The following is a 26,533-nucleotide window of genomic DNA, read 5'->3' as shown; positions in this document are numbered from 1 at the left end:
TCCAGTGAATACTGTTCGATCAGAACTCGGTGACACCCGCGTCGGGTGCTAATTCGTGTGCGGTGATGTACTTCGATTCGTCGGATGCCAAGAACAACACCGTGTCTGACACATCTTCGGGTGCGATGATGTCGACGGGCAGCATGTTGATCATCATCGCGCCGATACGACTGTTGCCGGCAATCGCCTTGTCGAGCTGCCCGCCGAGGCCACCGTCGTTGACCATGGGCGTGTTCACTCCGGTGGGATGGACGCTGTTCACCCGAATGCTGTGTTGAGCGAGTTCCGCGGCGAACGCTTTTGCCATTCCGCGTACTGCCCACTTGCTCGTGGTGTACGGCATGGTGAACGGCTGAGCCTTCAATCCCGCTGCGGAACTGATCAAGATGATCGATCCGCTACCGCGCTCGACGAGATGTGGGGCCGAGACCATGACGGTGTTCCAGACACCGGTCACGTTGGTACCTATTGTGTCCTCGAAGGATTCGGGGGTTACCTCATGCCAGGGAGCGGCAGAGCAGATCGCCGCGTTCGCGACGACGACATCCAGACGGCCGAGACGAATGACGGCATCGTCGACGATCCCACGAAGCTTCTCGAGGTCCCGCACGTCGACGATCGCTGAAATTGCCTGCTGTCCAGTCTTTTCCACCAGTCGAACGGTCTCCTGTAGATCCTCGGGGGTGGCCGGTGCATACGGGACACCTCGGATGGGTGCGCACAGATCGACGACAATGACGTCTGCGCCCTCTGCCGCCAAGCGAACGGCGTGCGCTCGTCCTTGTCCGCGGGCGGCACCGGTGATCAGGGCGACTTTGCCGGATACACGCCCGTTTACGCGCTCGGTCATAGGTTTACCTTTCAGGCCGGCGACTTGGCGGGGTGGTTCGAGAACCACAGGTTCTCCTCGGTCACCCGAGCGCTCTTCCAGCCGTCGGCGGTGCGAACGACCTCATGGTGGTAGTTGCCGCCGCAGTAGGTCATCTCCGCAGCGCCCGGGAGTTGCATCGGGTTGTAGAACATCGCCCGTACGTTGGCGGTGTCACCGTCGAGTTCGACCTCGACGTTGGTGACAAAATGCTGAGTCATCGGAACCTGGCCGAGTGCTTGTGTGAGCAGCGTCAGCACTTGGTCCCGGGATCCGGCCGGGTAGCCGACGGCGCTGTAGTCGAGATGCGCATCCTCGGTGAACACGGTAGTCAGCAATTCCCAATTCTTGGTGTCCACGGCGCGGGCGTATCGGTAGATCAGTTCGGCGATCTCGATCTTGTCCTGAACAGTCTGCAGATCCACGAAGTTCCTTTGCTGACGGTGGGTTCCTGGCCCTCGTTTGCTCGATGAACTCTCGGCGAGGCGTCACGTTCATGAGAACGCAATTCTCATAAAGTAGAACATGAAGTGTGAAAAATCCATCGCCGCCGGATCTGGTGACGGGTTGCGGCTTCTGTCGACCTATGTGACCTCGTGCGAATTGCGATTGGATGTACCGATTCGACTGTCGAACAGCGTTGTGTTCCAGTACTCTACGCTGCTCATTTCGACGTAGCCGCACTTGGTGAATGTGTTCGGTGTTGCAACCAGAAGGATATTCTTGAGATAGAGAATTGCCTTTTCAAACTGTGGTCGAATCAGGCATGATTCACCTATGAGTACCTTGGAACATCTCCACGACCTGACCGGCAAAGTTGCGATAGTCACGGGTGGATCCCGCGGGATCGGCCGAGCGATTGTCCAGATTCTTGCCGAAGCGGGAGCTGACGTTGTCATCGCGTCCCGCAAACTCGACTCGTGTGAACGCGCCGCCGACGAGGTCATGGCGTCGACCGGGCGAAAGGTTCTGCCGGTTGCGTGTCATGTCGGACGTTGGGACGATTGTGAGCAGTTGATCGACCGGACGCTCGAACACTTCGGCCGACTCGACGTGCTGGTGAACAACGCGGGTATGTCACCCCCGTACAAGAACCTCGACGATATTACCGAGGACCTGTACGACAAGACTCTCGGCGTTAATCTCAAGGGGCCCTTTCGTCTTGCCGTGCGCGCCGGAACGTACATGGCCGAGAACGACGGCGGTTCGATCATCAACGTCGGTACCGCGGGCTCCCTCGTCGCCAGCGTTCGAGAGTTGCCATACGCGTGCGCCAAGGCGGGCCTCAATGCCCTCACTGTCGGACTGGCTGAGGCCTTTGCGCCGACGGTGCGCGTCAACGCAATTCTTCCCGGGCCCTTCCTGACGGATATCTCCAAGTCCTGGGCTCCGGCCGAGGGCGAAGATGCGCCATTCGTGCCGCTCCGTCGGATGGGCCGTCCCGAGGAGATCGGCCCACTTGCACTCCATCTCGCAAGTGCGGCTTCCAGTTACACCACCGGGGCGATCATCCGCGTCGACGGTGGAGTTACCCGCAAGGTCTGACGAAAGGGAAACATGACCGACAACCTCCTACTCGAGGGCAAGGTGGCCATCGTTACCGGTGCCGGCGGCGGGATCGGCCGCACCTACTCTCAGGGACTCGCCGAGGCCGGCACCGCCGTGGTGCTCGCTGACGTCAACCTCGAGGCCGCCACTGCAGCAGCAGGCGAACTGACGGCGGCCGGTCACCGCGCCCTTGCGGTGCATGTCGATGTCCGGGACGAATCGAGTACGACCGAGATGGCGGCTACCGCGGCCCGGCACTTCGGGTCCGTCGACATTCTCGTGAACAACGCCGGATTGATGGCCGAAGTGGTGGGCGAGGGATCCCTGACCACTATGGATCTCGAACTCTGGAACCGCACGCTGGCAGTCAATCTCACCGGTCCGCTCTTGTGCGCCCGTGCGGTAGTGCCCTATATGAAGGAACGCGGATACGGCAAGATCGTGAATCAGTCGTCGAGCGGTGCATTCATGGCTGCGCAGGCGTACGGCATCACGAAACTCGGCCTGGTGAGCATGACTGTGTCGTTGGCGCGAGAGTTGGCGCCGTTCGGTATTCGTGTCAATGCGATCGCTCCGGGAATGGTCAACACCGAAGCGGGTTCGATCGCGTCACCGCCGGAACTCAAGGAAATGGTCAAGCACGCCATTCCGTTTCCGTTCGGCGAGCCGGAAGAGCTGATTCCCGGTCTGTTGTACCTCGTCTCGTCGGGTAGTGACTGGGTGACCGGCCACACGCTCAACATCGATGGCGGTTGGGTTGTTCGAGTCTGAATCTGCACTGCCACCAGTACTTCTCACAGTGAGGATCCACATTGAAGCATTATCTGGTTGTCGAATCGCATCCCTCTCATCCGGATCGGCTGGACGAGTTCAATCGGTGGTACGACGAGATCCACATACCTGAAGTAGTGGCTCTTGACGGATTTGTCGGCGGCACCAGACTGGCAGCTGCCGACGCAGATGGCGGTCCTTCCGTGACGCTCTACGAGCTCGAGGGTGATCCCCATGAGGCAAAGCGAAACGTTCATATCGCCGCTGCGGCAAAGAAGTTGAATATGTCGGACTCGCTGAGCTACGGCCCGATTCCGAAAATGCGGATCATGGCCGTGCAATCGGAGTATTCCAAGCCGCGTTGATCGTGGAAGGCACAGAAAAGGATCCGAGGCCGCCGTCGCACTGCGACGGCGGCCTCGGATGGTGCGGGCGGTCAGCTCGGCAGATTTGCCGGGATCCAGTTGGGGTCGCGCTTTTCCATGAAAGCGCGCATTCCCTCACGGGGCTCCGGTGACGTTTCGAGCGCGCCGAACATGGTTTCGTAGTCGAACAGTCCGTAACGCTCGTTGAGCATTCGCTTGACCTGGGCACGGGCCAGTGGCGCGCTCTGCAATACCTCGCGTGCGGCCTGGAGCGCGGCAGTTCGGAGATCCTCGTGCGGCACGACGCGGGAGATCACTCCGAGCCGAAGTGCCTCTGCGGCATCGAATTTACGTGCGGAGAGCATCAGATCGCGCGCAGCTGCAATGCCGACGTGAGCGGGCAGTACGGCGGCATAGGTCGCGTCAGGGATTCCTCGCAGAAGTTCGGGAACGCGGAATGTGGCCCGATCGCTGGCGACGGCGATGTCGGACATCATCGCAACAAGGAGGCCGCCGGCCTGACAGATTCCGTTGACCGCGGAAATCACAGGCGCGCGACTGTCACGGATGGTCATGAACGGGACGACGTCGTTGCCCGAAAGCCCCTCCGGCATATTGTCTCCCGGATCGGAGCGTCCACCGAGATCGCCGCCGGGCGCAAATACGTCGTCGACGCCGGTGATGATCAGTGCTCCCAGATCAGGATCTGAGTTCACGAGGCGAACTGCTCGTTTCAGTCCGTAATACATTGCGGGGGTGAATGCGTTTCTCGCCGTTGGTCGGTCGATGGTGCACCACCCGATCGCGCCTTCGCGCTCGAACCGTAAACCGTCTGCTCCCAAGTCGTCTCCCATACGAAGAGCATACGTCATTCTCTGATGTAAGAATCACAATCTCGTCAAAAAGTAGGGCCCAGGAACACTGCTGTTCCCGGACCCCACTGATGACTTCTGCCTGTCAGGACGTCAGGTCGATGAGGACCTTCCCGACCGCCTGGCCGTCGGCGACCATCCGAAGAGCATCAGATGCCTTGTCCAGCGGGAACTCGGCACCGATGTGGGGAACTGTGCGGCCGGCGACCAGTAGATCGGTGAGTTCGGCTTCATTCCGACGGTATTCTTCCGGCGGTATGTCCTTGAACTGGAATCCGTTGACCTGCACACCCTTTACCAAGATCAGATTGAGCGGAATCTTGGGGATGACACCGGACGCGTACCCGATGGTGACAAAGCGGCCGCCCGGACGCAAAGCACGAAGCGCAGGTTCGGAGAGGTCGCCGCCGACTGGATCGGCAACAACGTCTGCTCCATGCGGGAGAGCCTTTTTCAGTGCCGTGCGCAGGTCCTCGGTGCGATGGTTGACGAGGTGCCCGGCGCCGTACGACGCCGCGACGTCAAGCTTGTTCGTGCTCGACGCGACCGCAGTGACCGACGCCCCGAGCACAACACCGAGCTGAACGGCGGCAAGGCCGACACCGCCGCCGGCGCCGAGAACGATCAACTCGTCCCCGGGTTTGATATGAGCTACGGATCGGAGCGTGTGGTACGCCGTGCGGTGAGCCACACCGAAAGCGGCGGCAATGCGTGTCTCGACACCGTCCGGGATGCGGCCCAGCGTGAGTTTGTCGGAAGCTATGACAATTTCTTCCGCAAACGCACCGACAAAACCGGTTCCGGTGACGCGGTCACCCACGGAGACAGCTGTGACGCCTTCGGCAGTCTCGGACACGACTCCGGCGAACTCACTGCCGGGCGTGAATGGCGGTGGGACACTGACCTGATACTTGTTGGCAATCAACAACACATCGGAGAAGTTGACGGCTGCGGATTCGATACGGATCCGAATCTGCCCGGCCTCGAGCGGAGCCGAGGGGAGTGTTTCGACGGTGACGACCTCGGGAGGTCCGTACGCCCCGCACACAGCAGCGCGCATCGCAGGTTACCTACCCTGCCAGATCGGGGTGCGCTTCTCGATGAAAGCAGCAGCGCCCTCCTTGGCGTCACCACTGCTGAACACCGTTGACTGCCATTGCCCGAGTTTCTGTGCAGCGCTGGTTGAATCGGTTACCGCGAGGCGGACGAGTTCCTTGCATGCAGCCAAGCCGAGTGGAGCGTTTGCGGCGACGCGTTCGGCATATCCCACTGCGGCCTCCAGAACCTGGTCCGGATCTACGACGGCGTTGATCAGTCCGAGTTGGTAGCCCCGGTCAGCCGTGATGAGATCGCCGGTGAGGGTCAACTCCAGGGCGACGTGCATCGGGATTCGGGTTCCGATGTCGGTGCCGCCGCCGCCGGGGAACAATCCCCGTTTCACTTCGGGGAAGCCGAATTTCGCGGCCGACGACGCGATGATGATGTCGGAACCGAGGAGGAGTTCAAGCCCGCCGCCGATGGCGGTGCCGTTGGCGGCACCGATCACCGGGGTCGAGAGTTTGCCCGCTGCGAGTCGAGCGAAACCTTCGGAGGTGAAGGCTCCTTCGCCTTCCGTGGCAAACGCCTTCAGGTCCATGCCTGAGCAGAATGCGCGGTCACCGGTGGCGGTGATGACGATTGCGCGGATGTCCGGGTCGGTGTCAGCGGCCAGTACTGTATCGCCGAGTTCGCGATACAGGCTGCCGGTGAGCGCATTTCGTGCGTCCGGACGGTTGAGACGCAGGATCAGGATCTGTCCGCGTCGTTCCTGGATCAGTTCGGGGGTTGTGTCGGTCATGACTTGTACTCCGTTGTCTCGGCGAGTTCGGCAGCAGCGATCATCGATTGGGCGACAATGGGACCGAACGCGAGGAGCTTCTCGTTGTCACCGGCGCGCTGGAACCCCTGTTCGAGGATGATCGCGAGCTTCCACTTGGCGAGGATGCGGTAGTAGTCGAGGTCGTCGACCTGACGGCCCGAGATCTCGGAGTAGTGCCCGGCCAACTGTTCCATCGACGGCATGCCCTGCAGGTTGACGTAACTGCTGGTTGCTGCCTCTGGAGCGCTGGTGTCCTTGGGCCAGCCCTCTAGCATCCAGGCGAGGTCCAGTTTGGGGTCGCCGACCGTTCCCATCTCCCAATCGACGATGGCGGAAAGCCGGGCAGGTGCGCCGTTTTCGAACATCACGTTCGCGAACTGGTAGTCGCCGTGCATGATTCCGGGGATGAAGTCGAGCGGCTTGTGGTTCCGCAGCCACTCGGTGGCGACTTCGATTCCTTCGAGTTCGCGGCCCTTGATCTTCTCGAACAAGCTGGTCCAGCGATCGACCTGACGCTCGTGGAAACCGTCGGGTCGACCAAGATCCTGGAGGCCCTTGGCTTTCCAATCGACCTTCGACAGAAGTGCGATGCCTTCGGCCAGTTGGTAGCCCAGTCCGTTCCGTGCTTCGAGGTCGCTCTTGAAGGGCTCCGGCCAATTCCGGTCGTCCATGGGGGACCAACCGTCGACAAATCCCATGAGATAAAACGGTCGGCCGAGTACGGATGCGTCCTCGCACACGGCGATTGCCTCGGTGTGGGGCACATCGGTGCCGTCGAGTGCCGAGATGATCTGCCACTCGCGGAGGATTCCCTTGTCGCGGTTTGCGGGAGCCTCCGGCGGTGGTATCCGGATCACGCAGCGAAAGTCGTCACGGGTGAGTTCGTAGATTTCGTTCTGGGTACCGCCGGAGAGGTATCGGTGCTCGAGCGGCGCACCCTTGCCGAGGCCCTCGCCGTCCATCCAGTCCGAAAGCCGTTGAAAATCGATCACAGGTTCCCCACTTCCAGTTCGATGTAGTCGGCGTACTTTGCCTTAGCGGCTTCTTGCTTGCGTGGGATCCATTCCGTAGGCCAGAGGTCGTCACTGGGGCTGTAATCCCGCAGTACCTGCTTGGCGACGGTGGTCTTGTGTACCTCGGTCGGGCCGTCGGCGAGGCCCATCACTGCGGCACCGTGAATCATCTGGAAGAGCGGAAGCTCGTTGGTGACACCGAGCGCACCGTGTATTTGCATTGCTCGCCAAGCGATGTCGTGCAGCACAGTCGGCATGATGACCTTGGCGGCGGCGATGTCCTTGCGGACCTTCTTGTAGTCGTTGTACTTGTCGATCTTCCATGCCGTGTGCAATACGAAGAGCCTGAACTGAGCCAGTTGGGCGTAGGAGTCCGCGATGTAGCCCTGCACGAACTGCTTGTCGGCGAGCCGGCTGCCCGCGGTTTCGCGGCTCAGTGCGCGCTCGCACATCATGTCGATTGCCTTCTGTGCAAGGCCGATCGTCCTCATGGCGTGGTGGATTCGTCCGCCGCCGAGGCGCGTCTGTGCCACGGCAAATGCCTGACCTTCGCCGCCGAGGAGTGCATCCTCGTGTACCCGGACACCCTCGTAGTGGATGAGGGCGTGGGTGCCGTCGTTGAGGGGCTCACCGTACAGACCCACGTTGCGGACGATGTTGATTCCCGGTGTGTCCGACGGTACGAGGAACATCGACATGCCCTTGTACACACTGACATCGGAGTTCGTGACGGCCATGACGATCAGGAACGACGCGGTTCTCGCGTTGGAGGAGAAGTACTTCATTCCGTCGATGACCCAGTGGTCGCCATCCTTGACTGCGCGCGTGGTGAACTGCGCGGGGTCGGCACCGGCCTGTGGTTCGGTCATGGAGTAGGTCGAGAACATCTCGCCGTCGAGTAGTGGCTGCAGGTAACGCCGCTTCTGCTCTTCGGTGCCGTAGTGGGCAATGATCTCGGCATTGCCGGTATCCGGTGCCTGGCATCCGAATACGATTGGTGCCCAGGATGATCGACCTAGAATCTCGTTCAACAGAGCCAGCTTGAGTGCGCCGTATCCCTGGCCGCCCATGTCGGGTCCGAGATGCGTGGCCCACAGTCCTTGCTTCCGAACCTGCTCCTTGAGCGGGTCGATCGCTTTACGCCTGGCTCCGTCCAACGGCACGAACTGCTCGTGCGGCCAGACCAGGTCGAGCGGCTCGACCTCTTCACGTACGAACTTGTCCGCCCAGTCCAGTTTCGCTTGGTACTCGGGGTCGGTCTCGAAATCCCACGCCATGTGCGCCTCCTTGGTTACTTGGAGAATAGCGTTCTTATTGATAAAAATGCAATTCTTTTCGGGCAAAATTCTAATTCTTGATCGCCTCGACGGTCGGTGTGTGATCCAGTCGAACCTGTTGGGCTGGTGAGGTTCTCCAGCAGGCGCACCGCCCGCGTGTGGGTACGACAAATGCCGCCGACACGGGTGTCGGCGGCATTTGTCCAAGCATGGAGGCTACGAGTTGGCGAGCTCGTAGCGTCGACGGTATTCGGCCTTGGATGTCTCGCTGATGTCGACATCGGTTGCCCGTGCACGCAGGGCGCCCACGGTGGCGTCCTCGCGCTTGATGTGCTTGAAGGGATCCCAGTCGAAGAACCGGGCAACGTTTCCGAAGGTGATCTTGTCGATCTCCTCGTCGGTGAGCTTGGCGTCGACGAGTTCTTCCATCAGCATCTCCGGCGAAATAGGCCAAGTGGAGTCGGAATGGGGGTAGTCGCATTCCCAGGCGATGGTGTCGATGCCGAGGCGGTCACGGTTGTTCAGTCCGCTCGGCTCGGTGATGTAGCACGCCAGGAAGTTCTTGCGCCACACGTCGGTTGCCGTCATTCCCTTGGGTAGGAAGCTGGTTCCGGTCCAGGACTGGTTGACGACGTGGCGTTCGACGCGGTCGAGCCACGGTGCAACCCAGCCGACGCCACCCTCGCTCATGGCGACCTTGAGATCCGGGAACTTCTGGAAGGCTCCGCTGAGCATCATGTCGTTTGCCGCGATAGTCGAAATGAGCGGTGTCAGAACCATCATGTCGTCGATGTTGAAGCCCTCGGGGCGCTTGACCAAGCTGAAGCCGCCACCGATGTGCAGGCTCAGGACGATGTTGGTCTCGACGCATGCCTTGAAGATCGGATCCCAGTAGCCGGACTTGAAGTCGGGGTAGCCCTCACCCACGCCGTACGGAGTCTCAGGGATGCTGATGGATCGGCAACCCATCGCGGCGAGACGGTGGATCTCCTTGACGGATTCCTCCACGTCGAAGAACGGGATGATGCCGAGGGGGATGAAGCGCCCGGGGTGAGCATTCGGTACCTCACCGACGACCCAGTCATTGAAGGCCCGAGATGCCGCTAGGGACAACTTCTTGTCCGGCAGGCTCGCAAGGTGGGTTCCGGCGAATCCGGGGAAGGTAGCAAAAAGTGTTGCGGCCAAGGTGCCGTTGGCATCCATGTCGCGTACACGCAGGTCCATGTCGTAGACGCCGGGACGCATCTCGGCGTAGCCCGTGGGATCCATGCCCCATTCTTCCTTGGGCCAGGAGACGACGGCGTTCAGGCCGGAACTGCCGACCACCGTGTCCTGGAAAAGCCAGGCCTGCACGTTGGGGTTGCGGGGGTGGGCCGTCAGCTTGGGGGCCTGGTCCATGAGGCTTTTCGGGAAGTGCTTTTCGAAGATGTCAGCCGGTTCGACCACGTGGTCGTCGATGCTGACCATCACCATGTCGTCAATGTTCATTGAGAATCCTCTCCTGCGCTGCGCAGAGATGCCCGGCAGCGGCGCCTACTGCAATGAGAATATTGTTTTCGCTATTGAGAATCAATAGCTGGACGAGCGGAGAATCACATATTCGCTGTGTCCGGTCACCGCAACACCGTGCCGCCGTCGACGTTGACGACCTGCCCGTTGATCCACTCGCCGTCATCCGACATCAGGTAGGCGACCATGCTCGAGATGTCGCTGGGTCTGCCTCCCCGTGTACTGCGAGAACGCGCGATCAACGACTGCAGCAGTTCGGGCGACGCGCCCTCCTCGATCTCTTTGGTGAGGATCAGGCCGGGAGTGATGGCGTTGGCGCGGATGCCGTCGCGGCCCCAGCGCGACGCGACGTGCCGGGCCAGGGAGTTGATAGCGGCTTTGGTTGCCGAATAGGCAGGACGCTGCGGATCACCCGTGAACGAAGCGATCGACGATGTATAGACGATCGTGCCGCCACCGCGTGCGAGGAGTTCGGGAATGGCGTGCCGGGTCACGAGCATGTGGCCGCGGAGGTTGACGGCGATGGTGCGGTCCCAGACCTCGAGGTCGATGTCGACGATATCGGTGTCCTTGGACACCGAACCCATATCTCCGGCATTGATATGGACGGCGTCAAGGCCGCCGTAGGTCCGGACGCTGAATGCCACCAATTTCTCGACTGACGTGTCGTCGGAAATGTCGAATTGTGCTGCAACGGAACGCCCACCGGCTTCGTTTATTGCCGCAGCGGTCTTTTCGGCACCTTCGAGGTTGAGATCACCGATCACGATCTGTGCGCCCTCGTTTGCCAGTCGCTGCGCGGAGGCGGCGCCGAGGCCGGTGGCGCCGCCGGCAATCAGAATGACCTTGTCTGTCAAACCCTGCACGAGGGTCTCCTGTTCTGTCGTCAAGCGATAGGGGTGACGTTGCTCGCCCGATAACGGTCACGCAACAGGCGCTTGTACAACTTGCCGTTGGGATCTCGGGGGAGGGCGTCGACAAAATCGATACTTCGGGGGCATTTGTACGACGCGAGCGCTTTGTGGCAGTACTCGATGAGTTCGGCGGCGAGGGTAGCGTGGGCTGCCGCTGGATCGACCAGTTGCACAACAGCCTTCACCGACTCGCCCATCTCGTCGTCGGGTACGCCGATGACTGCGACATCGGCGACGGCAGGATGCCCGGCGAGTTCGTTCTCCGCTTCTTGCGGATAGATGTTCACTCCGCCCGAGATGATCGTGTGCGCCTCGCGGTCGGTCAGATAGAGGTATCCGTCCTCGTCCAGACGTCCGATGTCGCCGAGTGTGCGCCACCCGCGGTCGTTGGTGACGGACGCGGTTTTCTCAGGATCGTTGTGATATTCGAACGGACGGCCGCCGGAGAAGTACACCGAGCCGACCTGTCCGACGGGGAGTTCCGCCCCGTCCTCGCCGACGATGTGGCATTGCTGCATCGGTCGCCCGACGGATCCGGGGTGCGTCAGCCACTCCTCGGGTGTGATGGTCGAAGCGCCGACATCCTCGGTGCCCGAATAGTATTCGTGGATTATCGGCCCCCACCAGTCGAGCATCTGCTGCTTCACGAGGATCGGGCACGGCGCCGCTCCGTGTATTGCGTTGCGCAGGCTCGACAGGTCGTATCGCGCTCGCTCCTGCGGTGACAACCGAAGCATGCGCACGAACATGGTCGGCACGAACTGCGCGCTTGTCACTCGGTGACGCTCGATCAGTTCAAGGCATTGGAGTGGGTCGAAGTTCTCCATCACCACGACCGTGGCGCCGAGACGGTGCCATGACATCGAAAAGACCAGGGGCGAAGCGTGATACAGCGGTGCGGGCGACAGGTACACCGCATCGGTGACGGTGTTGCCGGCCATCAGGCCCCTGGCGATCAAGACGGGTGCGGCACTCGGATCTCCGAACGCCGTTCCTGGCAACGGTTTACGCACACCTTTGGGACGTCCGGTGGTCCCGGACGAATACAGCATTTCGCGGCCCTCGCACTCGTCGTCGAGTGGTGTGGCCGTCTCGCCGGCCAGCACGTCGTCGTACCGATCGAATCCGGAGATGTCACCGAGCGCCGATATCCGGATGGAAATACGCGAGACGTCGAGGCCGGCCACGACGTCGGCAAGTGCTTCGCTCGAGATCAACGCGCGGGCACCACAATCGTCGAGAACGTACTGCACCTCGAGCGGGCGTAAGTGGCGGTTGATCACGGTGTAGTGAATGCCGGATCGCTGCGCTGCCCAGGCAATTTCGAGAAAGGGGCGGTTGTTCTCCATCAGGATCGCGATGTGGTCGCCGACGCCCAACCCGCGTGCCCGCAATGCCCGCGCAAATCGCGTCGAGCGTTCGTCGAGTTGGGCGTATGTCGTGACCTCACCGCTCGAAGCCATCACGATGGCCGGGGTGTCCGGGCTCCGGCGAGCGTGGTAGCTGGGTGTCATCGTCGCGGTCGTCATTGACGCGCCTCCACTATCGATCCGTTCGAAGGAGCATTGCGCCGCCGGGGGACAGGCCACCCGTGGCCGCGACGGCGACCTTGGCGCCGACGACCTGACGTTCACCGGCCTCGCCGCGCAACTGTGTGACCGCTTCGTGAATCAGCCCCATGCCGTGGGTGCGGCCGTGTGAGAGTTGTCCACCGTGCGTGTTGAGTGGGATCACGCCGTCGCGGGCAATGTTGTGGCCGCCGTCGAGGAAGTCCTTTGCTTCGCCGATGCCGCAGAAGCCCAGCGCTTCGATCCAGGACAGGCAGTTGAACGAGAATCCGTCGTAGAGTTGCGCGACGTCGACATCACTGGGGCGCATCGTGGTTCGTGTCCACAGGTGAGCAGCTGGGCCGAGAACCTGAGGCTCGTGTGTCAGTGTGCTCTGATCCCATTCGATACGTTCGACAATCTGCGTTCCGACAGCTTCGACGAGTACCGGCGGCTTGGCAAGATCGTGTGCTGCATCGATGGCGGACACGATTACTGCGACCGAAGCGTCGCACGGTACGTCGCAGTCGTAGAGACCGAATGGCGTGGTGATGGTGCGGGCCGAGAGGTAGTCGTCCATCGTCATCGGGTCGCGATAGATCGCGCTCGGATTGAGTGCGGCATTGGCTCGTTGGTTCAGCGCAATCCAGCCCAAGCTTTCGCGAGTTGTGCCGTACTTGTGGAAGTGGCGCTGCGCATTCTGCGCGAGAGTGTGTGCTGCGGAGGTCGCCCCGAACGGGAACATCCAGCTCGGGGTGCGACTCGGCGCAGGTGGGCTGATTTCGCCCAGACGCATCAATTCGTTGTGGGTGGCTTCCCAGACGGTTCGGTAGCACAGCACGTGGCGGGCAAGGCCGCTGGCGACGGCGATCATCGCCGCGATCACGGAGCCGCTGGGGCCGAAGGTTTCAATGCCGCCGTTATGCCAGGTCGGCCGGATGCCGAGAGCCGCCTCGACGCCGGTCACCCCGCCGCCCTCGCCGAACCCCCCTACCGGTCCGGCGCCGGGATAGCTTGCGAGGCCGTCGATGTCGTCCATCGTGAGGCCGGCATCGGCGACGGCACGCTCGCACGCCTGCACCGTCAGCTCCATGGGGGAGAGCATCAAGCGTCGGCCGATCTCGGACATGCCGATGCCGGTGAGCGCCGCCTTGTCCTCGAACTTCACGGTGGTGGACATCGGTCGCACGCGTCGCCGGATCTCTTCCGGATCACCCTCGGCCTGTGGCAGCGGCGCAGGTTCTGGTTGCTCGGCCGTCGGCCGGAACAACGGGAGCCACACATCCCCGTCCTGGTGGAAGACAACTTCCATGCGCATGCCCAAGTGCAGCTGCGCAGGATCGCACTCGATGACGTTGGTAGTCAGCCGAACCCGAGGATCGTCTTCGATCGCGACCTGAGCCACCACGTAGGGTGCCGGAAGCCCAGGCATGCTGAAGCGTTCGTTGACCGTGAATCCGATGAGGGTGGCGTAGCCGGAAACCACGCGCACGCCCATCTGATGTGAACGGCAGTACCTGCAGACCGGCTGCGGCGGATGGATGAGAGCCGTACAGGACTCGCACTCCTGTACGCGCAGCCGGCCATCCGCGCCGGACGTCCAGTAGAACCGGTTTTGCCGGGTCACAAGGGGAAGAGGACGCCCCGACTCGGCTACCTTGTTCTCGTTTACCGGATCGACTACCGCGGAATCAGTCACTTACTTCAGTTTCCTTACTTCTGCGCAGTGATCGGTGCGGCGAGTCCCTGCTCGTCGACGATCAGTTGGATTTTCTCGAGGGTCTCGTCGAGGCCGGCACCGAGACGCGGGCCGGGGGTGAAGGTCGCCGGGAGGTGACGCATGCCCTGGATGACGCCGATGGAGTCGTAGTGCACGGTGCCTTCGGGGTCGCACGTGAAGTCGGGCATCCGGTCGAACACTGCGACGAGCATGCGCTTGAAGACCGTTCGGGCCAGGTTCGAGCCGATGCATCGGTGTACTCCCAGACCGAAACTGAAGTGTCGGTTGGCCGTTCGTTCGAGGTCGACGGTATTCGGGTCCTCGAAGAGTTCGGGGTCGCGGTTGGCCATTGCCCAGGAGAGCCAGAGTCGATCGCCCTCTTTGAACTGCACGCCGCCCAATTCGCCGTCGGCGGAGAAGGTGCGGCCGTCGCCCGGTGTCGGGCAGAAGAAGCGGAGAAATTCTTCCGTTGCCGAGTCCAGCATGGTGTCGCGTTCCCGGCTGAGGATCTCGCGCTGATCCGGGTTCTGTGACAGCCACTCGAGTGCGTGTGACGTGAGCGCCGTTGTCGTGTCGAACCCGCCGCCGATGAGCAGGCTGAGGACCCCGAGAAGTTCGAGATCGTCCGGCTTTTCGCCGTTGACGGTGGCTCGGGCGATCGCGTCGACCATGCCGGGCCTGGGGTTCTCGCGGATCTGGTGGAGATTGGTGAGGAGGTCCAATCCCATGGCGCGGTGGAGTTCACCGATCCGGGCGATGTCAGGTGAATCCGGCGGGGTGTACATAGCCGCGTGTACCGGCTCGCAGTAGACGGACCATTTGACGACGGGGATACCGAGCATTGCCAGCGTGATGACGGCCGGGACGATGTTTGCCAGATCGTCGATGAAGTCGATCTTGCCGGACTCGATCTTCTCGTCGAGGCTGGCGCGGATCACCTCGTCGATCAGCGGAACCCACTTCTTGATGGCAGCAGGAGACAGGTAGGGGTTGAGAACCGCACGGAACTCGCGATGCTCGGGGTCGTCCATTTCCAGGATGCCGCCACGGACACCGGACGCGCGTTCCGCGGTCGGAATCATGATTCCCTTGTAACCACGACGAACTCCCTTGAGGTCGTGATCATTCGAGATGTCAGCGGACCGAGCGAGAGCGAAGACCTCGTCGCCGCCCGACGCAACCCAGTGCCCGCCGTGGGTATCGGACCAGGCCATCGGACACTTCGAGTGCATCTCCTGGGTGATGTCCAGGAAGTTGTCGCGATAGTCCGCTGCGTGCCGGTCGAACTGGAATACGGGCTTCTCGTGGTTGTCTTGCGCTGGCGCATTGTCGATGCTCATGGAGCTGTCCTCTCTGGCGTCTTGGCGTCGGCGTTCTCGGAGGCGGAGTTGCTCGCAAAGATGGTGATGGCCTGCTCCGGGCAGGAATGGGCAGCTTCCCGCACCTTGTCCTCGAGATCGGCAGGAACATCGCCTTCGATGGCCGTAGCGTGGCCGTCGATGTCGCTCAGTTCGAACACATCCGGTGCAGCCATGGCGCACAGTGTGTGCCCTTGGCACAGTTCTGGGTCGACCTTCACCTTCACAATATTCCTCCTGTTTGCACGTGAATCTTTTTGTTATTCAGGCTGTTTCGACTAGCTGATAGGGGATGGCCGGCAACGACGATGTTGATCGAACTTGCGTCGTAGGCGGACGGAAGGCGGCGGGACAGGTCCGTGCCGGGAAATGGGCTGGGCTGGGAAATGGCTCGGGCCTGAGTGCGTGACTCACCGGCGACGGGGCTGCCGTCGTTACAGGTGAGCGTTCGAGTGGCGCATTCTGGTTCACAAGAATCTCCAATTCAATTTTGGAGAATCCTACTCTCGCTCTGACGTGGCCGCAAGATCCCGAGTAGAGACTGCTCAGGTGCAATGCAACCTTTCGGTGGGGGGTATGCGTACGACTTCACAGTTGCTACATTCACACCACCAGGATGCAATATTCTCGAATATGAGAACTCTATTTTCATACTTTAGTGAGGAGAACGGATGTCATCTCAGGAAACGGTGTCGGCCAACGAGGGCACCGCCGTGCTGGATGTCGATCGGCGTTTGCTCATCGACGGAAAGCTCGTGACAACGGAGCAGACGTTTGCATCGATCAACCCCGCTACCGGTGAGATCCTCGGTTACGCACCGAATGCGGGTGTCGCGGAGGCAGAAGCCGCTATCGCAGCTGCGCGCAAGGCCTTCGACACCACCAGCTGGGCAACCGATGTGGAATTCCGCATCAAGTGCCTCGACCAGCTGCACCAGGCAATGCTCGACAATCTCGAAGAGTTTCGTGCGCTGACGATCGCCGAGGTCGGAGCTACCTACCTCAATACGCAAGGCAACCAGCTCGAGGCGCCCATCGGCATCATTCGCTACTACGCTGATCTCCTGCGCACCTACCCGCTGACCGAACAACTCGGCGAGGTAGACATCAAGGGGCAGAAGCACAATCGCTGGATCGAGAAGGAAGCCGCCGGAGTTGTCTCCGCGATCATTGCGTACAACTACCCGAATCAGCTGGCGTTTGCCAAGCTGATTCCGTCGCTCGCCGCGGGTTGCACGATCGTCCTCAAGGGCGCTCCGGACACACCACTCATCACGTTGGCGCTGGGTGAACTGATCGCCAATCACACCGACATTCCGGCCGGTGTGGTCAACGTACTGTCCTCGTCCGACGTGGAGACCGGCAAGATCATGACCACCCACCCCGACGTGGACGTGGTCACCTTTACCGGATCCACACCCGTCGGCGCGTCGATCATGGCTGCGGCAAGCGCGAGCCTGAAGAAGGTCTTCCTCGAGCTCGGCGGGAAGTCGGCATTGATTGTGCTCGAGGACGCGGACTTCGGCACGGTTGCACAGTTCGCGGCATTCTCCATCTGCTCCAACACAGGTCAGGGTTGTGCGCTCACCACCCGGTTGCTCGTGCCACGGGCACATCACGACGAGATCGTCGCGAAGGTGGCCGGAATGATGGCGCACGTGCCGGTCGGAGACCCGACCAACCCGAAGATCTACATGGGTCCGCTCATCAGTGAGAAGCAGCGAGACAAGGTCGACGGTTTGGTTCAGCGGGCCGTCGAGGCGGGCGCGACGCTCGTGACCGGTGGCACGCGGATCGATCCCGGCTACTTCTACACGCCGACCCTGCTGGCAAATGTCCACCCGGACAGCGAAATTGCGCAGGAAGAGGTCTTCGGGCCCGTGCTCGCAGTCATCCCGTTCGATGACGACGATCATGCCGTGGAGATCGCCAACAACTCGAAGTACGGACTCTCCGGTGGCGTGCTTGGTGCCGACGACGATCGCGCGATCGCCATCGGCCGCCGTATCCGCACCGGAACCTTCAGCGTCAACGGTGGCAACTACTTCACCCCCGATGTTCCGTTCGGTGGCTACAAGCAGTCGGGCATCGGCCGTGAGATGGGTACCGCCGGACTGGAGGAGTTCCTGCAGACCAAGGCTTTTGCGACGGTGGTCAAGTGAAGCCACTCGAGGGGATCCGCGTTCTCGAGGTCGCGATGTACGGCTTCGTTCCGTCGGCGGGCGCAGTGCTCGCCGACTGGGGCGCCGAGGTCGTCAAGGTGGAACACGCCGTCACCGGTGACCCACAGCGCGGCCTTCGTCAGGTCGGTGCGTTGAAGGTCGAGGGGGATCCCAACCCCAACGTCGAGCACGCCAACCGAGGCAAGCGCAGTATCGGCATCGACATGGGAACCGCCGAGGGTAAAGAGGTGTTGGATGCACTGATCCGCACAGCGGACGTGTTCCTCACAAGCTTCCTGCCCCAGGCTCGGACCAAGTTCGGAATCGACGTGGACGACGTCCGCGCCGTGAACCCGAAGATCGTCTACGCCCGCGGCAGTGCACTCGGGCCGCGCGGTGTCGAGTCCGACAAGGGTGGGTACGACATGACGGCCTTCTGGGCCAGGGCCGGAATTGCCGCTACCCTCACTCCTCCTGGAGTGGACGGCATGATCACCCCGCCGGGGCCGGCGTTCGGTGACACTATCTCCGGCACGAACCTTGCCGGCGGTGTTGCGGCAGCGCTGCTCAAGAGAGAACGTACGGGCGAGACCTCGGTAGTCGACGTCTCCCTCCTGGGCAGCGGCGTGTGGGCCATGGGACACGGGATTGCGTTGTCGGCGCATCTCGACCAGGCCATGGTGGCGCCGGTGCCGGGTGGTCATGGTGCACTGACCAATCCGTTGTCCGGGTTGTACCGCACATCGGACGGGCGCTTCCTTTCGTTCGTGATGCTCCAGGCCGGCAAGTACTGGGCCGATGTGTGTCGCCACATCGATCGCCTCGACCTCATCGACGACCCTCGTTTTGCCGATTCCAAGCAGATTGCCGCCAATACCGAAGCCGCAGTGGCTATTCTGCGTGAGGTACTGGGCAGCCGCACACTCGCGGAATGGTCGGAGAAGTTTGCCACTCTTGCCGGTCCGTGGGCACCTGTGCAGGATTCGTTGCAAGTGTCGAGCGACGCGCAGGTTCTGGCCAACGAATATCTGCTCAAGGCAGGGGAACTCGAACTGGCCGCAAACCCGGTGCAGTTCGACGTCACTGCACCCGAGCTGCGTGCAGGACCGGAATTCGCCGCTCACACAGACGAAATTCTGACAGAGTTGGGATTTGACTGGGAACGTGTCATCGCTTTCAAGATCGCGGGAGCAGTTACCTAGGAACTGTGACCACACCTGACAAATGAGGGCCGACCCGTTGGGGTCGGCCCTCATTTCAGTTCTCGTGCAACTGTTCGCGGTGCTCAGCTGTTTTCGGCGTCGCGAACCGTAATTGTGCCGTCCCTGACGGCGTCGGCGATGCTCTCATGGAGCATCGGGCAGCCGTCCTTGAGTGCAGATTTCTGCCCCGACGCGATGGCGTCCTTGAACGTGTGACACCGACGTGCCGGGTCGGAGGTCCACTGAATGCTGGTGTGCTTGTACGTGTTCTTGCGAACCAGTACGCACGCGCCACATGTCTTGCAATCGACTTCCTGCATCCCCGAGTCGAGGTATTCCTGCTTGTCCTCGACGGTCTGGGCTTCGATTGCGCCCCGCCGTTCCGGTTGCCCGGCAAAGTCCGGAGCCTTGGCCCAACGGAGGTCACGGATCGAGGCGCTCACGATTAAACCTCTGCTTCCTTCTTTGCAGCGGCTTCCTTCTCGGCCTTCTGACGGGCGAGGTTTTCCTCGACCTCAGCGTGCCAGGCTTCGTTGGCCTTGGTGGTGTCCACTTCGAACTCGAAGCGCTGCGTCATCTTCTCGGTGACGTCGGCCTTGTCGACGTAGAACTGCTCGTACCAGCGTCGTAGCTGGTAGACGGGGCCGTCCTCCTCGCAGAGGAGTGGATTTTCGATCTTGGTCTTGTTCTTCCAGATCGCGACGTCCTGAAGGAATCCTTCGCTGATGCCCTCGGTGAACTTGCCGGCCAACTTGTCGGCCATTTCGTCGGAGACGCCCGTCGGCTTCTTGACCGTCACGCCCCACTGCAGCACGAATGAATCCGGGCTGATCGGGTAGTGGCAGTTGATCAGGACGCTTTCGACCTCGTATCCGCTGTAGCTGTTCCACAGAGGATTGACCATGTACGACGGTCCGTAATACGCAGCCTCTGAGCGAAGTAGCGTATCGCCGCCGTACTGGGACGCCATTCCGATGTCGGGACGGCCCGTGGTGTTGAGGTACTGAGTGGCGATCTCACCTTCGAAGACGTTCTTGAAGTACGTCGGGAAGGCGTAGTGGATGTAGTAGAAGTGCGCCATGTCCACGACGTTGTCGATTATCTCGCGGCAGTTGGAACCCTCGATGACCATGGAGTTCCAGGTCCAGTCTGTCCACTCGTCGCTGTACGCGCCCTCGATGCGAGGGATCACGATTTCCTCGGGCGGAGGATTGCCCTCTGGGTCGTTCCAGACGAAGAGCTGAGCGTTCTGTTCGAGTGTGTGCCACGCCCGGGTGCGGGCGAGCGGGGGCACGCGGCGGGCGTAGGGAATGCCGGTGCACTTTCCGTTTCCACCCCAGCGCCAGTCATGGAACGGGCACGCGATGGAATCGCCTTTGACCTCGCCTTGGGTGAGGTCACCGCCCATATGTCGGCAGTACCCGTCGAGGACTTTGATATCGCCCTTGCTGTCGGCGAACACCACGAGCTTGGTACCGAAAGCCTCGATCGCGTGCGGTTTGCCGTCCTTGAAGGTCTTCAGAAGACCCAGGCAATGCCATCCACGCGCGAACCGCGTCTGCACCGTTCCCACGTCGATCTCGCGAATCTGCGCCATAGTGACCTCACATCCCTTCTAGCTGTTAATAGAACACGTTATAGAATGAACTCTGATTTCGCTAGATTTCGGATGCACTTGTTACAGCATTGCGGCCCTCAATGACGCGATTTGCGACATCTCGACAGAAAAGAGAACGTGTTCTAGTCTCAAAGGTAAGTGAACTATCCGAGCGAGACAGACGGGAGCGTCGAAGTGGGTAACCATGACAGCCACGAGGTGATGCAGAAGCTCGACGCATTGTTGCCGGCACTACGTGAGCGGGCGCAGGAGACCGAGGATCTTCGTCGTATCCCTGACGAGTCCGTCAAGGCATTGCAGGAGACGGGTTTCTTCCGTCTACTGCAGCCGAAGCAGTGGGGCGGATACGAAGCCGATCCGGTCCTGTTCTACTCGGCGGTCAAAAAGATCGCGAGCGCCTGCGGATCGACGGGGTGGGTCTCCTCGATCATCGGCGTTCACAACTGGCACCTGGCTCTGTTCTCGCAGCAGGCCCAGGAAGACGTGTGGGGCAAGGACTCTGACGTTCGCATCTCGTCCTCTTACGCGCCCATGGGTATGGGTGAGGTAGTCGAGGGCGGATACAAGGTCAACGGCGCGTGGGCGTGGTCATCGGGTTGCGACCATGCAACGTGGGCAGTTCTCGGCGGGCCGGTCTTCAAGGACGGTCGCGCCGTCGATTTTGTCAGCTACCTGATTCCCCGCGAGGACTACCAGATCGACGACGTCTGGAATGTGGTCGGACTGCGCGGAACCGGCTCCAATACCGTTGTGGTCAAGGATGTATTTGTTCCGACCCATCGCGTGCTGAGCTTCCGGGCGATGAGCGAACTGACTGCTCCCGGACTCGAGAACAACACCGCTCCCGTCTACCGGATGCCGTGGGGCACCATTCATCCCACTACGATTTCGGCCCCGATCGTCGGAATGGCTTACGGCGCTTACGAAGCGCACGTCGAGCATCAGGGCAAGCGGGTTCGCGCAGCCTTTGCCGGCGAGAAGTCCAAGGACGATCCGTTTGCGAAGGTACGTATCGCCGAGGCATCCAGCGACATCGATGCAGCCTGGCGTCAACTGTCCGGCAATGTCGCCGACGAGTACGCGTTGATCCTTGCGGGCGAAGAGGTTCCGATGGAACTGCGTCTGCGAGCGCGACGCGATCAGGTCCGGGCCACCGGTCGCGCGATCGCGTCCATCGACAAGCTCTTCGAGAACTCCGGAGCAACAGCACTGCAGAACGGCACGCCGATTCAGCGATTCTGGCGCGACGCTCACGCCGGACGCGTCCACGCGGCCAACGATCCAGAACGCGCATACGTCATGTTCGGAACAGGCGAGTTCGGTCTGCCGATCACCGACACGATGGTCTAGGGGAGACGTCCGTGACAACCACCGAAGAAGTGTTCACCTACGAATCCACGTCGCGTTTTGCGCAGGTGCGCCCCGACCTGAAACTGCATTTCCACGAAGCCGGGGTCGGGAACGATCGCACCATCGTGCTGCTGCACGGAGGCGGTCCGGGAGCGTCGTCGTGGTCGAACTTTGCCCGCAACATTCCGGTGTTGGCGAAGAACTTTCACGTCATCGCGGTCGATCAGCCCGGCTACGGACAGTCGGACAAGCCGACCGAGCATCCGCAGTACTTCGTGCACAGTGCGTCGGCGCTCAACGACCTCCTGGACACGCTCGAGATCACCGGTCGCGTTGATCTTCTGGGCAATTCGCTCGGTGGTGGCGCTGCTGTTCGCTTTGCGCTCGACTACCCGGACCGTGCCGGCCGGCTGGTCCTCATGGGGCCAGGCGGTCTGAGTGTCAATCTCTTTGCACCCGACCCCACCGAAGGCGTCAAGAACCTCGGGAAGTTCAGCTACCAGCCCACACGTGAGAACCTCGAAGCATTCCTGCGGATCATGGTCTTCGATCAGAAGCTGATCACGCCGGAACTCGTCGACGAACGTTTTGCCGCAGCCAGTACTCCCGAGTCCCTGGCTGCGGCCAAGGCGATGGGTAAGTCCTTCTCCAGCGGAGACTTCGAGCTCGGCATGCTCTGGCGCGAGGCGTACAAACTGCGCCAACGGGTGCTGTTGATCTGGGGCCGTGAAGACCGCGTCAACCCGCTCGACGGCGCACTGGTGGCGCTCAAGATGATTCCGCGCGCGCAACTGCATGTCTTCGGTGGTTGTGGGCACTGGGCGCAACTCGAGAAGTTCGACGAATTCAACCGGCTCGCAACCGACTTCTTGCTCGACGGAGGTAAGTGATGGGTATTCGATCTCTGGCATACATGCGTATCGGGGCCACCGATATGGGCGCATGGCGCGAGTACGGGCTCAAGGTTCTCGGCATGAGCGAGGGCAAGGGCGTCGACCCCGATTCGCTGTACCTTCGCATGGACGATTTCCCGGCACGTCTGGTCATCGTTCCGAACGAGTCGGATCGTCTGCTCGTCTCCGGGTGGGAGACAGCGAATGCGGCTGAGCTGCAGGATATCCGTGACAGGTTGTCGGCAGCCGGGGTTCCCTTCAAGGAGGGCACGTCGGAGCAGTTGAAGGACCGTCGCGTGGTCGAGCTGATTGCGTTCGAGGACACCTCGGGGAACTTGCTCGAGGTGTTTCACGGTGTAGCGCTCGAACATCGACGCGTCGTGAGCCCGTATGGACACAAGTTCGTCACGGGGGAGCAGGGGCTCGGACACGTCGTGCTCACCACCGATGACGACGACGCGTCGTTGCGCTTCTACCGCGACGTCCTCGGATTCAAACTGCGGGACTCGATGCGTCTGCCACCGCAAATGGTCGGCCGACCCGCTGACGGCGATCCGGCGTGGCTGAGGTTCCTCGGCTGCAACCCACGTCACCACAGCCTGGCGTTCCTGCCGTTCCCCAATCCGACGGGCATCGTGCACCTGATGCTCGAGGTGGAGAACTCAGACGACGTCGGACTGTGCCTTGACCGTGCGCTGCGCAAGAAGGTCAAGATGTCGGCGACCCTCGGGCGCCACGTCAACGACGAAATGCTCTCGTTCTACATGAAGACTCCCGGCGGCTTCGACATCGAATTCGGTTGTGAGGGACGCGAGGTCGAAGACGAGAGTTGGATCGCGCGGGAAAGTACGGCAGTGAGTCTGTGGGGTCACGACTTCACGGTCGGACTGAAGCCGTGAGTGCCCCTGCACTCGACCCGCGGCAGTTCCGTACCGTCCTGGGCCAGTTCTGTACCGGTGTCACCATCATCACGACCGTCGACGACGGCGTGCCGGTGGGTTTTGCGTGTCAGTCGTTTGCCGCGCTCTCCCTCGACCCGCCCCTGGTGTTGTTCTGCCCCACCAAGGGTTCTCGGTCGTGGGCGGCAATCGAGAAGACCGGAAAGTTTGCCGTCAACGTGTTGGCGGAGGAACAACAGTCGGTATGCGCGCGCTTCGGTTCGCGTGAGCCGGACAAGTTCGCCGGTATCGACTGGACACCGTCGCCGTTGGGTTCACCGATCATCGACAAATCGCTCGCGCACATCGACTGCACCGTCGAAACCGTCCATGACGGCGGCGATCACTTCGTGGTCTTCGGTCGGGTCTCGTCGATGAGTGAGGTCAAGACCGAGCGTCCACTGCTGTTCTATCGCGGGCAGTACACCGGGATCGAACCGGACAAGACCGTCCCCGCGCATTGGCGGGACGATCTCGAGGCGTTCCTGACAACAACGACGGAAGATACCTGGCTGTAGGGGCCTGCGGCCCCTGTGCGCCTTTTTGGTAGTGGGGACTGCCGGAAAGGCGCACAGGGGGCGGAGCCCCTACAATGAAAAACACGTCTGGCAGAAGTCCTCACCGAACGGCGTGAGCAGGATGCTACGACGCACTATCTTGTTGGACCGGCCCGCGCGGCGAACGGCGTCGATCACCGCGGGCTGGACTTCGACGACCTGATATCGATCCGCTTCGACAGGTTCTCGAGAGAATGACACCAGCCCGAGTCGGTGCAGGTTGTTGAGGTAGGCATTCGTGCGATCCAGGTGCCGGCACCCGGCGAGATCGCCGATCATCGACAGGCCTTCGTCGATCATTTCCGACCCGACGCCGAAGGGCCGGGCTGTCCGGACGTCGACGCTCGGTTGTGCGCCCGACAATGCGAGCAGGCGCAGGATGCGTGCTTCGTCCGGTGCAATCTCGTCGAGGATTCGGTCGTAGGCGGGGTGAAGATCGTCGCGGTCGGTGACGTCGGCGGAACGGTCGAGCAGGTTGTCGCCGCGCTGGCGAAGGGCCGCGAGCATGGCCTCGGTGCTCTGTTTACCGGTGGGGCGAGCGCGCATGGCCGATCGCAGGTTTTCGGATCGGGAGGGCCCGGCACTTGCCGTTCGCTTTGTCGAAGGTTGAACGTTGGCGGCTTCGGCGGCCTCTGCTGCCGCGTCGGCGGCGGCTGCAACGATCTGCCGCGTCGCCTCGCGCGCTGTGCCCAACGCCCACCCCGTTATTTTCAGGGAAGTGAGTGTGGTGGTGGCGGTCAAGCCGACCAGGCTACGGATCAACCGCTTTTCGACGGATTCTTCGGTGCCCGTGTCGATATCCCAGTCATACGTGGGTTCTTCGCGCTGCTCACTCATTCTCATACTCCGAATATCGCGAGGTGCAGGAAACCGGCCAACGAGCCGAGTACCGCTCCGTGGACGAACAACAACCATTCATCTTGTTTGACGGCAGATCTCAGCAGTTCGCTGAAGTCTTCCGGTGACAGTTTGTTCATTTGCGCCGTGACGAATATCCGGATTTTCTCGGACTGGCTTTCGGCAAAAGCCGCGTCCTCGAATACTCGTGGAACGAGGTCGAGCACTTCGGTTGTCGCGAGGCTCGGCAGACGCTTGTAGCTTTGCGAGCCGACCGTCATTTTCACGACGGATCGTGCCCATCCGACGGCGTCGTCGACGGATTCACGAAGTACCTGATCGAGCATTCGGCGGGTTCGGTCCGAGCGTGGTCCTTCGAGAAGTTCTGTGCCGATGTTCTCGAGTGTGATGACGTGATCGGCGAGCGTTTTTGCGTACCCCTCGATGATCTCGGTGCGTCGTTTGAGGAAAAGACCTTGCCGCCACGGCACCCATCGGCTGGGCGCGATGGGCTCGAAGATCATTGTGATTCCGAGGTAGTTGACGATGTAGCCGATGATGACGCCGCCGATGGGCAGGATCCACCAGTACGGCAGGAAGTGCAGTACGGCCACCAGGACAAACCCCATCGGAAACCCGAAGTAGAAACCGAAGTTCTGCATGAATCGCAGTTCTTTGTTTCCCATGGTCCGGAAAATGTCGTTGAGTAGTTTCGGGTGCGACGACAGGTACCGGATCACCATGAGTTTGGCGTCGATGAATTCGTCGATGTTCTCTTCGATGCGGTCCGTGATGGTGCGGACACTGGCCGGCAGATCTTCCTCGACCTTCCGGAAAACGGCTTCTTTCACCGGGTTCGGAAGGTTGTGCCAGAGCTGAGGATTCTCGGCGGTCATGATTCTGGTGACCACGCCGCGGACTTCGCTTCGCGAGATGGTGACCAGATGTTCGGCGATGCTGTCCGGATCGAGTTCACGGTAGAAGTCGGCGATGCTGCCCACTTTTGCCAACGATTTGTCCACTGCGATCGACGCCATTTTCTCGGCCCGGGAGGGCACAATTCCTTGCCAACCGAAGCGGCCGTCGCTGGTGATCGCCGGGATTACCTGGACCCGGCGCGGGAGCAGTGGGAACAGGATCTTGAGGCCCGGAATTCTGACTCCGTGGAATTCGAGTGGGGCGAAGAGCATCAGAACGCCGGACCAATTGGTGATGTACCCGATGATTCCCGTGAACAAAGGAATGGTGATCAACTGTTCGAGCAAGTGGTCCGGCACCGTCGCCCATCCTCCTCATATCCGAGAACCTCACGTTCGGACATGATTGCCGAAACTTCGCTCTTCGTGGGTGTTTCCT

Annotated in this window: 25 protein-coding genes and 1 pseudogene; 9 read left to right on the top strand and 17 right to left on the bottom strand. The window is 61.3% G+C overall.

The window, feature by feature from the left end:
- Positions 1-19 precede the first annotated feature (19 nt).
- On the bottom strand, positions 20-850 hold the full coding sequence (locus EEB13_RS25970) for a mycofactocin-coupled SDR family oxidoreductase (RefSeq protein WP_045068460.1): 831 nt from the start codon (positions 848-850) through the stop codon (positions 20-22).
- 11 nt (positions 851-861) lie between these two features.
- A complete protein-coding gene (locus EEB13_RS25965) occupies positions 862-1,293 on the bottom strand; it encodes a nuclear transport factor 2 family protein (protein WP_033232488.1) in 432 nt (143 codons plus the stop codon).
- Between the two features lie 352 nt (positions 1,294-1,645).
- Between EEB13_RS25965 and EEB13_RS25960 the strand changes: the two genes are divergently transcribed.
- The 3 genes from EEB13_RS25960 to EEB13_RS25950 are packed head-to-tail and all read left to right on the top strand — an operon-like array spanning position 1,646 to position 3,552.
- Complete coding sequence (locus EEB13_RS25960) at positions 1,646-2,413, top strand: SDR family NAD(P)-dependent oxidoreductase (RefSeq protein ID WP_033232487.1); 768 nt, start codon at positions 1,646-1,648, stop codon at positions 2,411-2,413.
- Between the two features lie 12 nt (positions 2,414-2,425).
- On the top strand, positions 2,426-3,187 hold the full coding sequence (locus EEB13_RS25955) for an SDR family oxidoreductase (protein ID WP_141486555.1): 762 nt from the start codon (positions 2,426-2,428) through the stop codon (positions 3,185-3,187).
- A 41-nt stretch (positions 3,188-3,228) separates the two neighbouring features.
- The gene (locus EEB13_RS25950; protein ID WP_045068465.1) at positions 3,229-3,552 is read left to right on the top strand and encodes a hypothetical protein; all 324 of its coding nucleotides are present in this window, start codon (positions 3,229-3,231) and stop codon (positions 3,550-3,552) included.
- A 71-nt stretch (positions 3,553-3,623) separates the two neighbouring features.
- Here EEB13_RS25950 and EEB13_RS25945 read toward each other — a convergent pair whose 3' ends face one another.
- From EEB13_RS25945 to EEB13_RS25895, 11 genes and pseudogenes are all read right to left on the bottom strand, one after another.
- Positions 3,624-4,406 (bottom strand): enoyl-CoA hydratase/isomerase family protein, encoded by a 783-nt coding sequence (locus EEB13_RS25945; RefSeq protein WP_045069635.1) that lies wholly within the window; start codon positions 4,404-4,406, stop codon positions 3,624-3,626.
- 103 nt (positions 4,407-4,509) lie between these two features.
- Entirely contained in the window at positions 4,510-5,484 is a 975-nt protein-coding gene (locus tag EEB13_RS25940) for an NADPH:quinone oxidoreductase family protein (protein ID WP_141486554.1), read from the bottom strand.
- Between the two features lie 6 nt (positions 5,485-5,490).
- Positions 5,491-6,261, bottom strand: coding sequence for an enoyl-CoA hydratase-related protein (locus tag EEB13_RS25935; RefSeq protein WP_141486553.1), 771 nt, complete (start codon positions 6,259-6,261; stop codon positions 5,491-5,493).
- Positions 6,258-7,274, bottom strand: a complete 1,017-nt coding sequence (locus EEB13_RS25930) for a phosphotransferase family protein (RefSeq protein ID WP_233364006.1) — start codon at positions 7,272-7,274, stop codon at positions 6,258-6,260. Before EEB13_RS25930 ends, EEB13_RS25935 begins: the two co-directional genes overlap by 4 nt.
- A complete protein-coding gene (locus EEB13_RS25925) occupies positions 7,271-8,572 on the bottom strand; it encodes an acyl-CoA dehydrogenase family protein (RefSeq protein WP_045068471.1) in 1,302 nt (433 codons plus the stop codon). Before EEB13_RS25925 ends, EEB13_RS25930 begins: the two co-directional genes overlap by 4 nt.
- Before the next feature lie 216 nt (positions 8,573-8,788).
- Positions 8,789-10,060, bottom strand: coding sequence for an amidohydrolase family protein (locus EEB13_RS25920; protein ID WP_033232474.1), 1,272 nt, complete (start codon positions 10,058-10,060; stop codon positions 8,789-8,791).
- Positions 10,061-10,185: 125 nt separating this feature from the next.
- Complete coding sequence (locus EEB13_RS25915) at positions 10,186-10,947, bottom strand: SDR family NAD(P)-dependent oxidoreductase (RefSeq protein WP_141486552.1); 762 nt, start codon at positions 10,945-10,947, stop codon at positions 10,186-10,188.
- A gap of 20 nt (positions 10,948-10,967) precedes the next feature.
- Complete coding sequence (locus EEB13_RS25910) at positions 10,968-12,524, bottom strand: acyl-CoA synthetase (protein WP_116104093.1); 1,557 nt, start codon at positions 12,522-12,524, stop codon at positions 10,968-10,970.
- 13 nt (positions 12,525-12,537) lie between these two features.
- A complete protein-coding gene (locus EEB13_RS25905; RefSeq protein WP_045068474.1) occupies positions 12,538-14,241 on the bottom strand; it encodes a thiolase C-terminal domain-containing protein in 1,704 nt (567 codons plus the stop codon).
- A 14-nt stretch (positions 14,242-14,255) separates the two neighbouring features.
- Positions 14,256-15,602 (bottom strand): cytochrome P450, encoded by a 1,347-nt coding sequence (locus tag EEB13_RS25900; RefSeq protein ID WP_033232470.1) that lies wholly within the window; start codon positions 15,600-15,602, stop codon positions 14,256-14,258.
- Positions 15,603-15,661: 59 nt separating this feature from the next.
- Positions 15,662-15,847: pseudogene (locus tag EEB13_RS25895) on the bottom strand (ferredoxin); the annotation flags it as partial.
- Between the two features lie 444 nt (positions 15,848-16,291).
- On the opposite strand from EEB13_RS25895, the gene EEB13_RS25890 reads away from it, so the two are divergent.
- Complete coding sequence (locus EEB13_RS25890) at positions 16,292-17,782, top strand: aldehyde dehydrogenase family protein (RefSeq protein ID WP_141486551.1); 1,491 nt, start codon at positions 16,292-16,294, stop codon at positions 17,780-17,782.
- The gene (locus EEB13_RS25885) at positions 17,779-18,984 is read left to right on the top strand and encodes a CaiB/BaiF CoA transferase family protein (RefSeq protein ID WP_045068482.1); all 1,206 of its coding nucleotides are present in this window, start codon (positions 17,779-17,781) and stop codon (positions 18,982-18,984) included. Before EEB13_RS25890 ends, EEB13_RS25885 begins: the two co-directional genes overlap by 4 nt.
- 83 nt (positions 18,985-19,067) lie before the next feature.
- Here the strand turns inward: EEB13_RS25885 and EEB13_RS25880 are convergent, their stop codons facing one another.
- Positions 19,068-19,427 carry a hypothetical protein gene (locus EEB13_RS25880; RefSeq protein WP_033232465.1) on the bottom strand — a complete coding sequence of 120 codons (360 nt, stop codon included), beginning with the start codon at positions 19,425-19,427 and terminating at the stop codon, positions 19,068-19,070.
- 2 nt (positions 19,428-19,429) lie between these two features.
- Complete coding sequence (locus EEB13_RS25875; protein WP_033232463.1) at positions 19,430-20,581, bottom strand: Rieske 2Fe-2S domain-containing protein; 1,152 nt, start codon at positions 20,579-20,581, stop codon at positions 19,430-19,432.
- A 195-nt stretch (positions 20,582-20,776) separates the two neighbouring features.
- Here EEB13_RS25875 and hsaA point away from each other — a divergent pair, with 195 nt between their 5' ends.
- The 4 genes from hsaA to hsaB are packed head-to-tail and all read left to right on the top strand — an operon-like array spanning position 20,777 to position 24,301.
- Positions 20,777-21,952, top strand: a complete 1,176-nt coding sequence (gene hsaA, locus EEB13_RS25870) for a 3-hydroxy-9,10-secoandrosta-1,3,5(10)-triene-9,17-dione monooxygenase oxygenase subunit (RefSeq protein WP_045069644.1) — start codon at positions 20,777-20,779, stop codon at positions 21,950-21,952.
- An 11-nt stretch (positions 21,953-21,963) separates the two neighbouring features.
- Entirely contained in the window at positions 21,964-22,842 is an 879-nt protein-coding gene (gene hsaD, locus EEB13_RS25865) for a 4,5:9,10-diseco-3-hydroxy-5,9,17-trioxoandrosta-1(10),2-diene-4-oate hydrolase (protein WP_033232461.1), read from the top strand.
- A complete protein-coding gene (gene hsaC, locus EEB13_RS25860; RefSeq protein ID WP_045068484.1) occupies positions 22,842-23,744 on the top strand; it encodes an iron-dependent extradiol dioxygenase HsaC in 903 nt (300 codons plus the stop codon). Before hsaD ends, hsaC begins: the two co-directional genes overlap by 1 nt.
- Entirely contained in the window at positions 23,741-24,301 is a 561-nt protein-coding gene (gene hsaB / locus EEB13_RS25855) for a 3-hydroxy-9,10-secoandrosta-1,3,5(10)-triene-9,17-dione monooxygenase reductase subunit (protein WP_033232457.1), read from the top strand. The genes hsaC and hsaB overlap by 4 nt, the downstream gene beginning before the upstream one ends.
- 69 nt (positions 24,302-24,370) lie before the next feature.
- Here the strand turns inward: hsaB and EEB13_RS32120 are convergent, their stop codons facing one another.
- Both EEB13_RS32120 and EEB13_RS25845 read right to left on the bottom strand, forming a co-directional pair.
- Positions 24,371-25,177: an Abi-alpha family protein gene (locus tag EEB13_RS32120; protein ID WP_045068486.1), complete on the bottom strand. Its 807-nt coding sequence runs from the start codon at positions 25,175-25,177 to the stop codon at positions 24,371-24,373.
- A gap of 2 nt (positions 25,178-25,179) precedes the next feature.
- The gene (locus EEB13_RS25845; protein ID WP_033232453.1) at positions 25,180-26,454 is read right to left on the bottom strand and encodes a hypothetical protein; all 1,275 of its coding nucleotides are present in this window, start codon (positions 26,452-26,454) and stop codon (positions 25,180-25,182) included.
- Positions 26,455-26,533: the final 79 nt, after the last annotated feature.

It is taken from the genome of Rhodococcus sp. WS3, assembly GCF_003797085.1.
Taxonomy (GTDB): domain Bacteria; phylum Actinomycetota; class Actinomycetes; order Mycobacteriales; family Mycobacteriaceae; genus Rhodococcus_F; species Rhodococcus_F globerula.
Note: the sequence above shows the minus strand (reverse complement) of the source record. Positions and strands in the feature narration are given on the sequence as shown.

Coding starts and splice junctions, on each gene's coding strand:
- EEB13_RS25920 (WP_033232474.1), bottom strand. CDS start 10,060: ATGAACATTGACGACATGGTGATGGTCAGCATCGACGACCACGTGGTC.
- hsaC (WP_045068484.1), top strand. CDS start 22,842: ATGGGTATTCGATCTCTGGCATACATGCGTATCGGGGCCACCGATATG.
- EEB13_RS25945 (WP_045069635.1), bottom strand. CDS start 4,406: ATGGGAGACGACTTGGGAGCAGACGGTTTACGGTTCGAGCGCGAAGGC.
- EEB13_RS25970 (WP_045068460.1), bottom strand. CDS start 850: ATGACCGAGCGCGTAAACGGGCGTGTATCCGGCAAAGTCGCCCTGATC.
- EEB13_RS25935 (WP_141486553.1), bottom strand. CDS start 6,261: ATGACCGACACAACCCCCGAACTGATCCAGGAACGACGCGGACAGATC.
- EEB13_RS25955 (WP_141486555.1), top strand. CDS start 2,426: ATGACCGACAACCTCCTACTCGAGGGCAAGGTGGCCATCGTTACCGGT.
- EEB13_RS25900 (WP_033232470.1), bottom strand. CDS start 15,602: ATGAGCATCGACAATGCGCCAGCGCAAGACAACCACGAGAAGCCCGTA.
- EEB13_RS25960 (WP_033232487.1), top strand. CDS start 1,646: ATGAGTACCTTGGAACATCTCCACGACCTGACCGGCAAAGTTGCGATA.
- EEB13_RS32120 (WP_045068486.1), bottom strand. CDS start 25,177: ATGAGTGAGCAGCGCGAAGAACCCACGTATGACTGGGATATCGACACG.
- EEB13_RS25890 (WP_141486551.1), top strand. CDS start 16,292: ATGTCATCTCAGGAAACGGTGTCGGCCAACGAGGGCACCGCCGTGCTG.
- EEB13_RS25910 (WP_116104093.1), bottom strand. CDS start 12,524: ATGACGACCGCGACGATGACACCCAGCTACCACGCTCGCCGGAGCCCG.
- EEB13_RS25875 (WP_033232463.1), bottom strand. CDS start 20,581: ATGGCGCAGATTCGCGAGATCGACGTGGGAACGGTGCAGACGCGGTTC.
- EEB13_RS25940 (WP_141486554.1), bottom strand. CDS start 5,484: ATGCGCGCTGCTGTGTGCGGGGCGTACGGACCTCCCGAGGTCGTCACC.
- EEB13_RS25925 (WP_045068471.1), bottom strand. CDS start 8,572: ATGGCGTGGGATTTCGAGACCGACCCCGAGTACCAAGCGAAACTGGAC.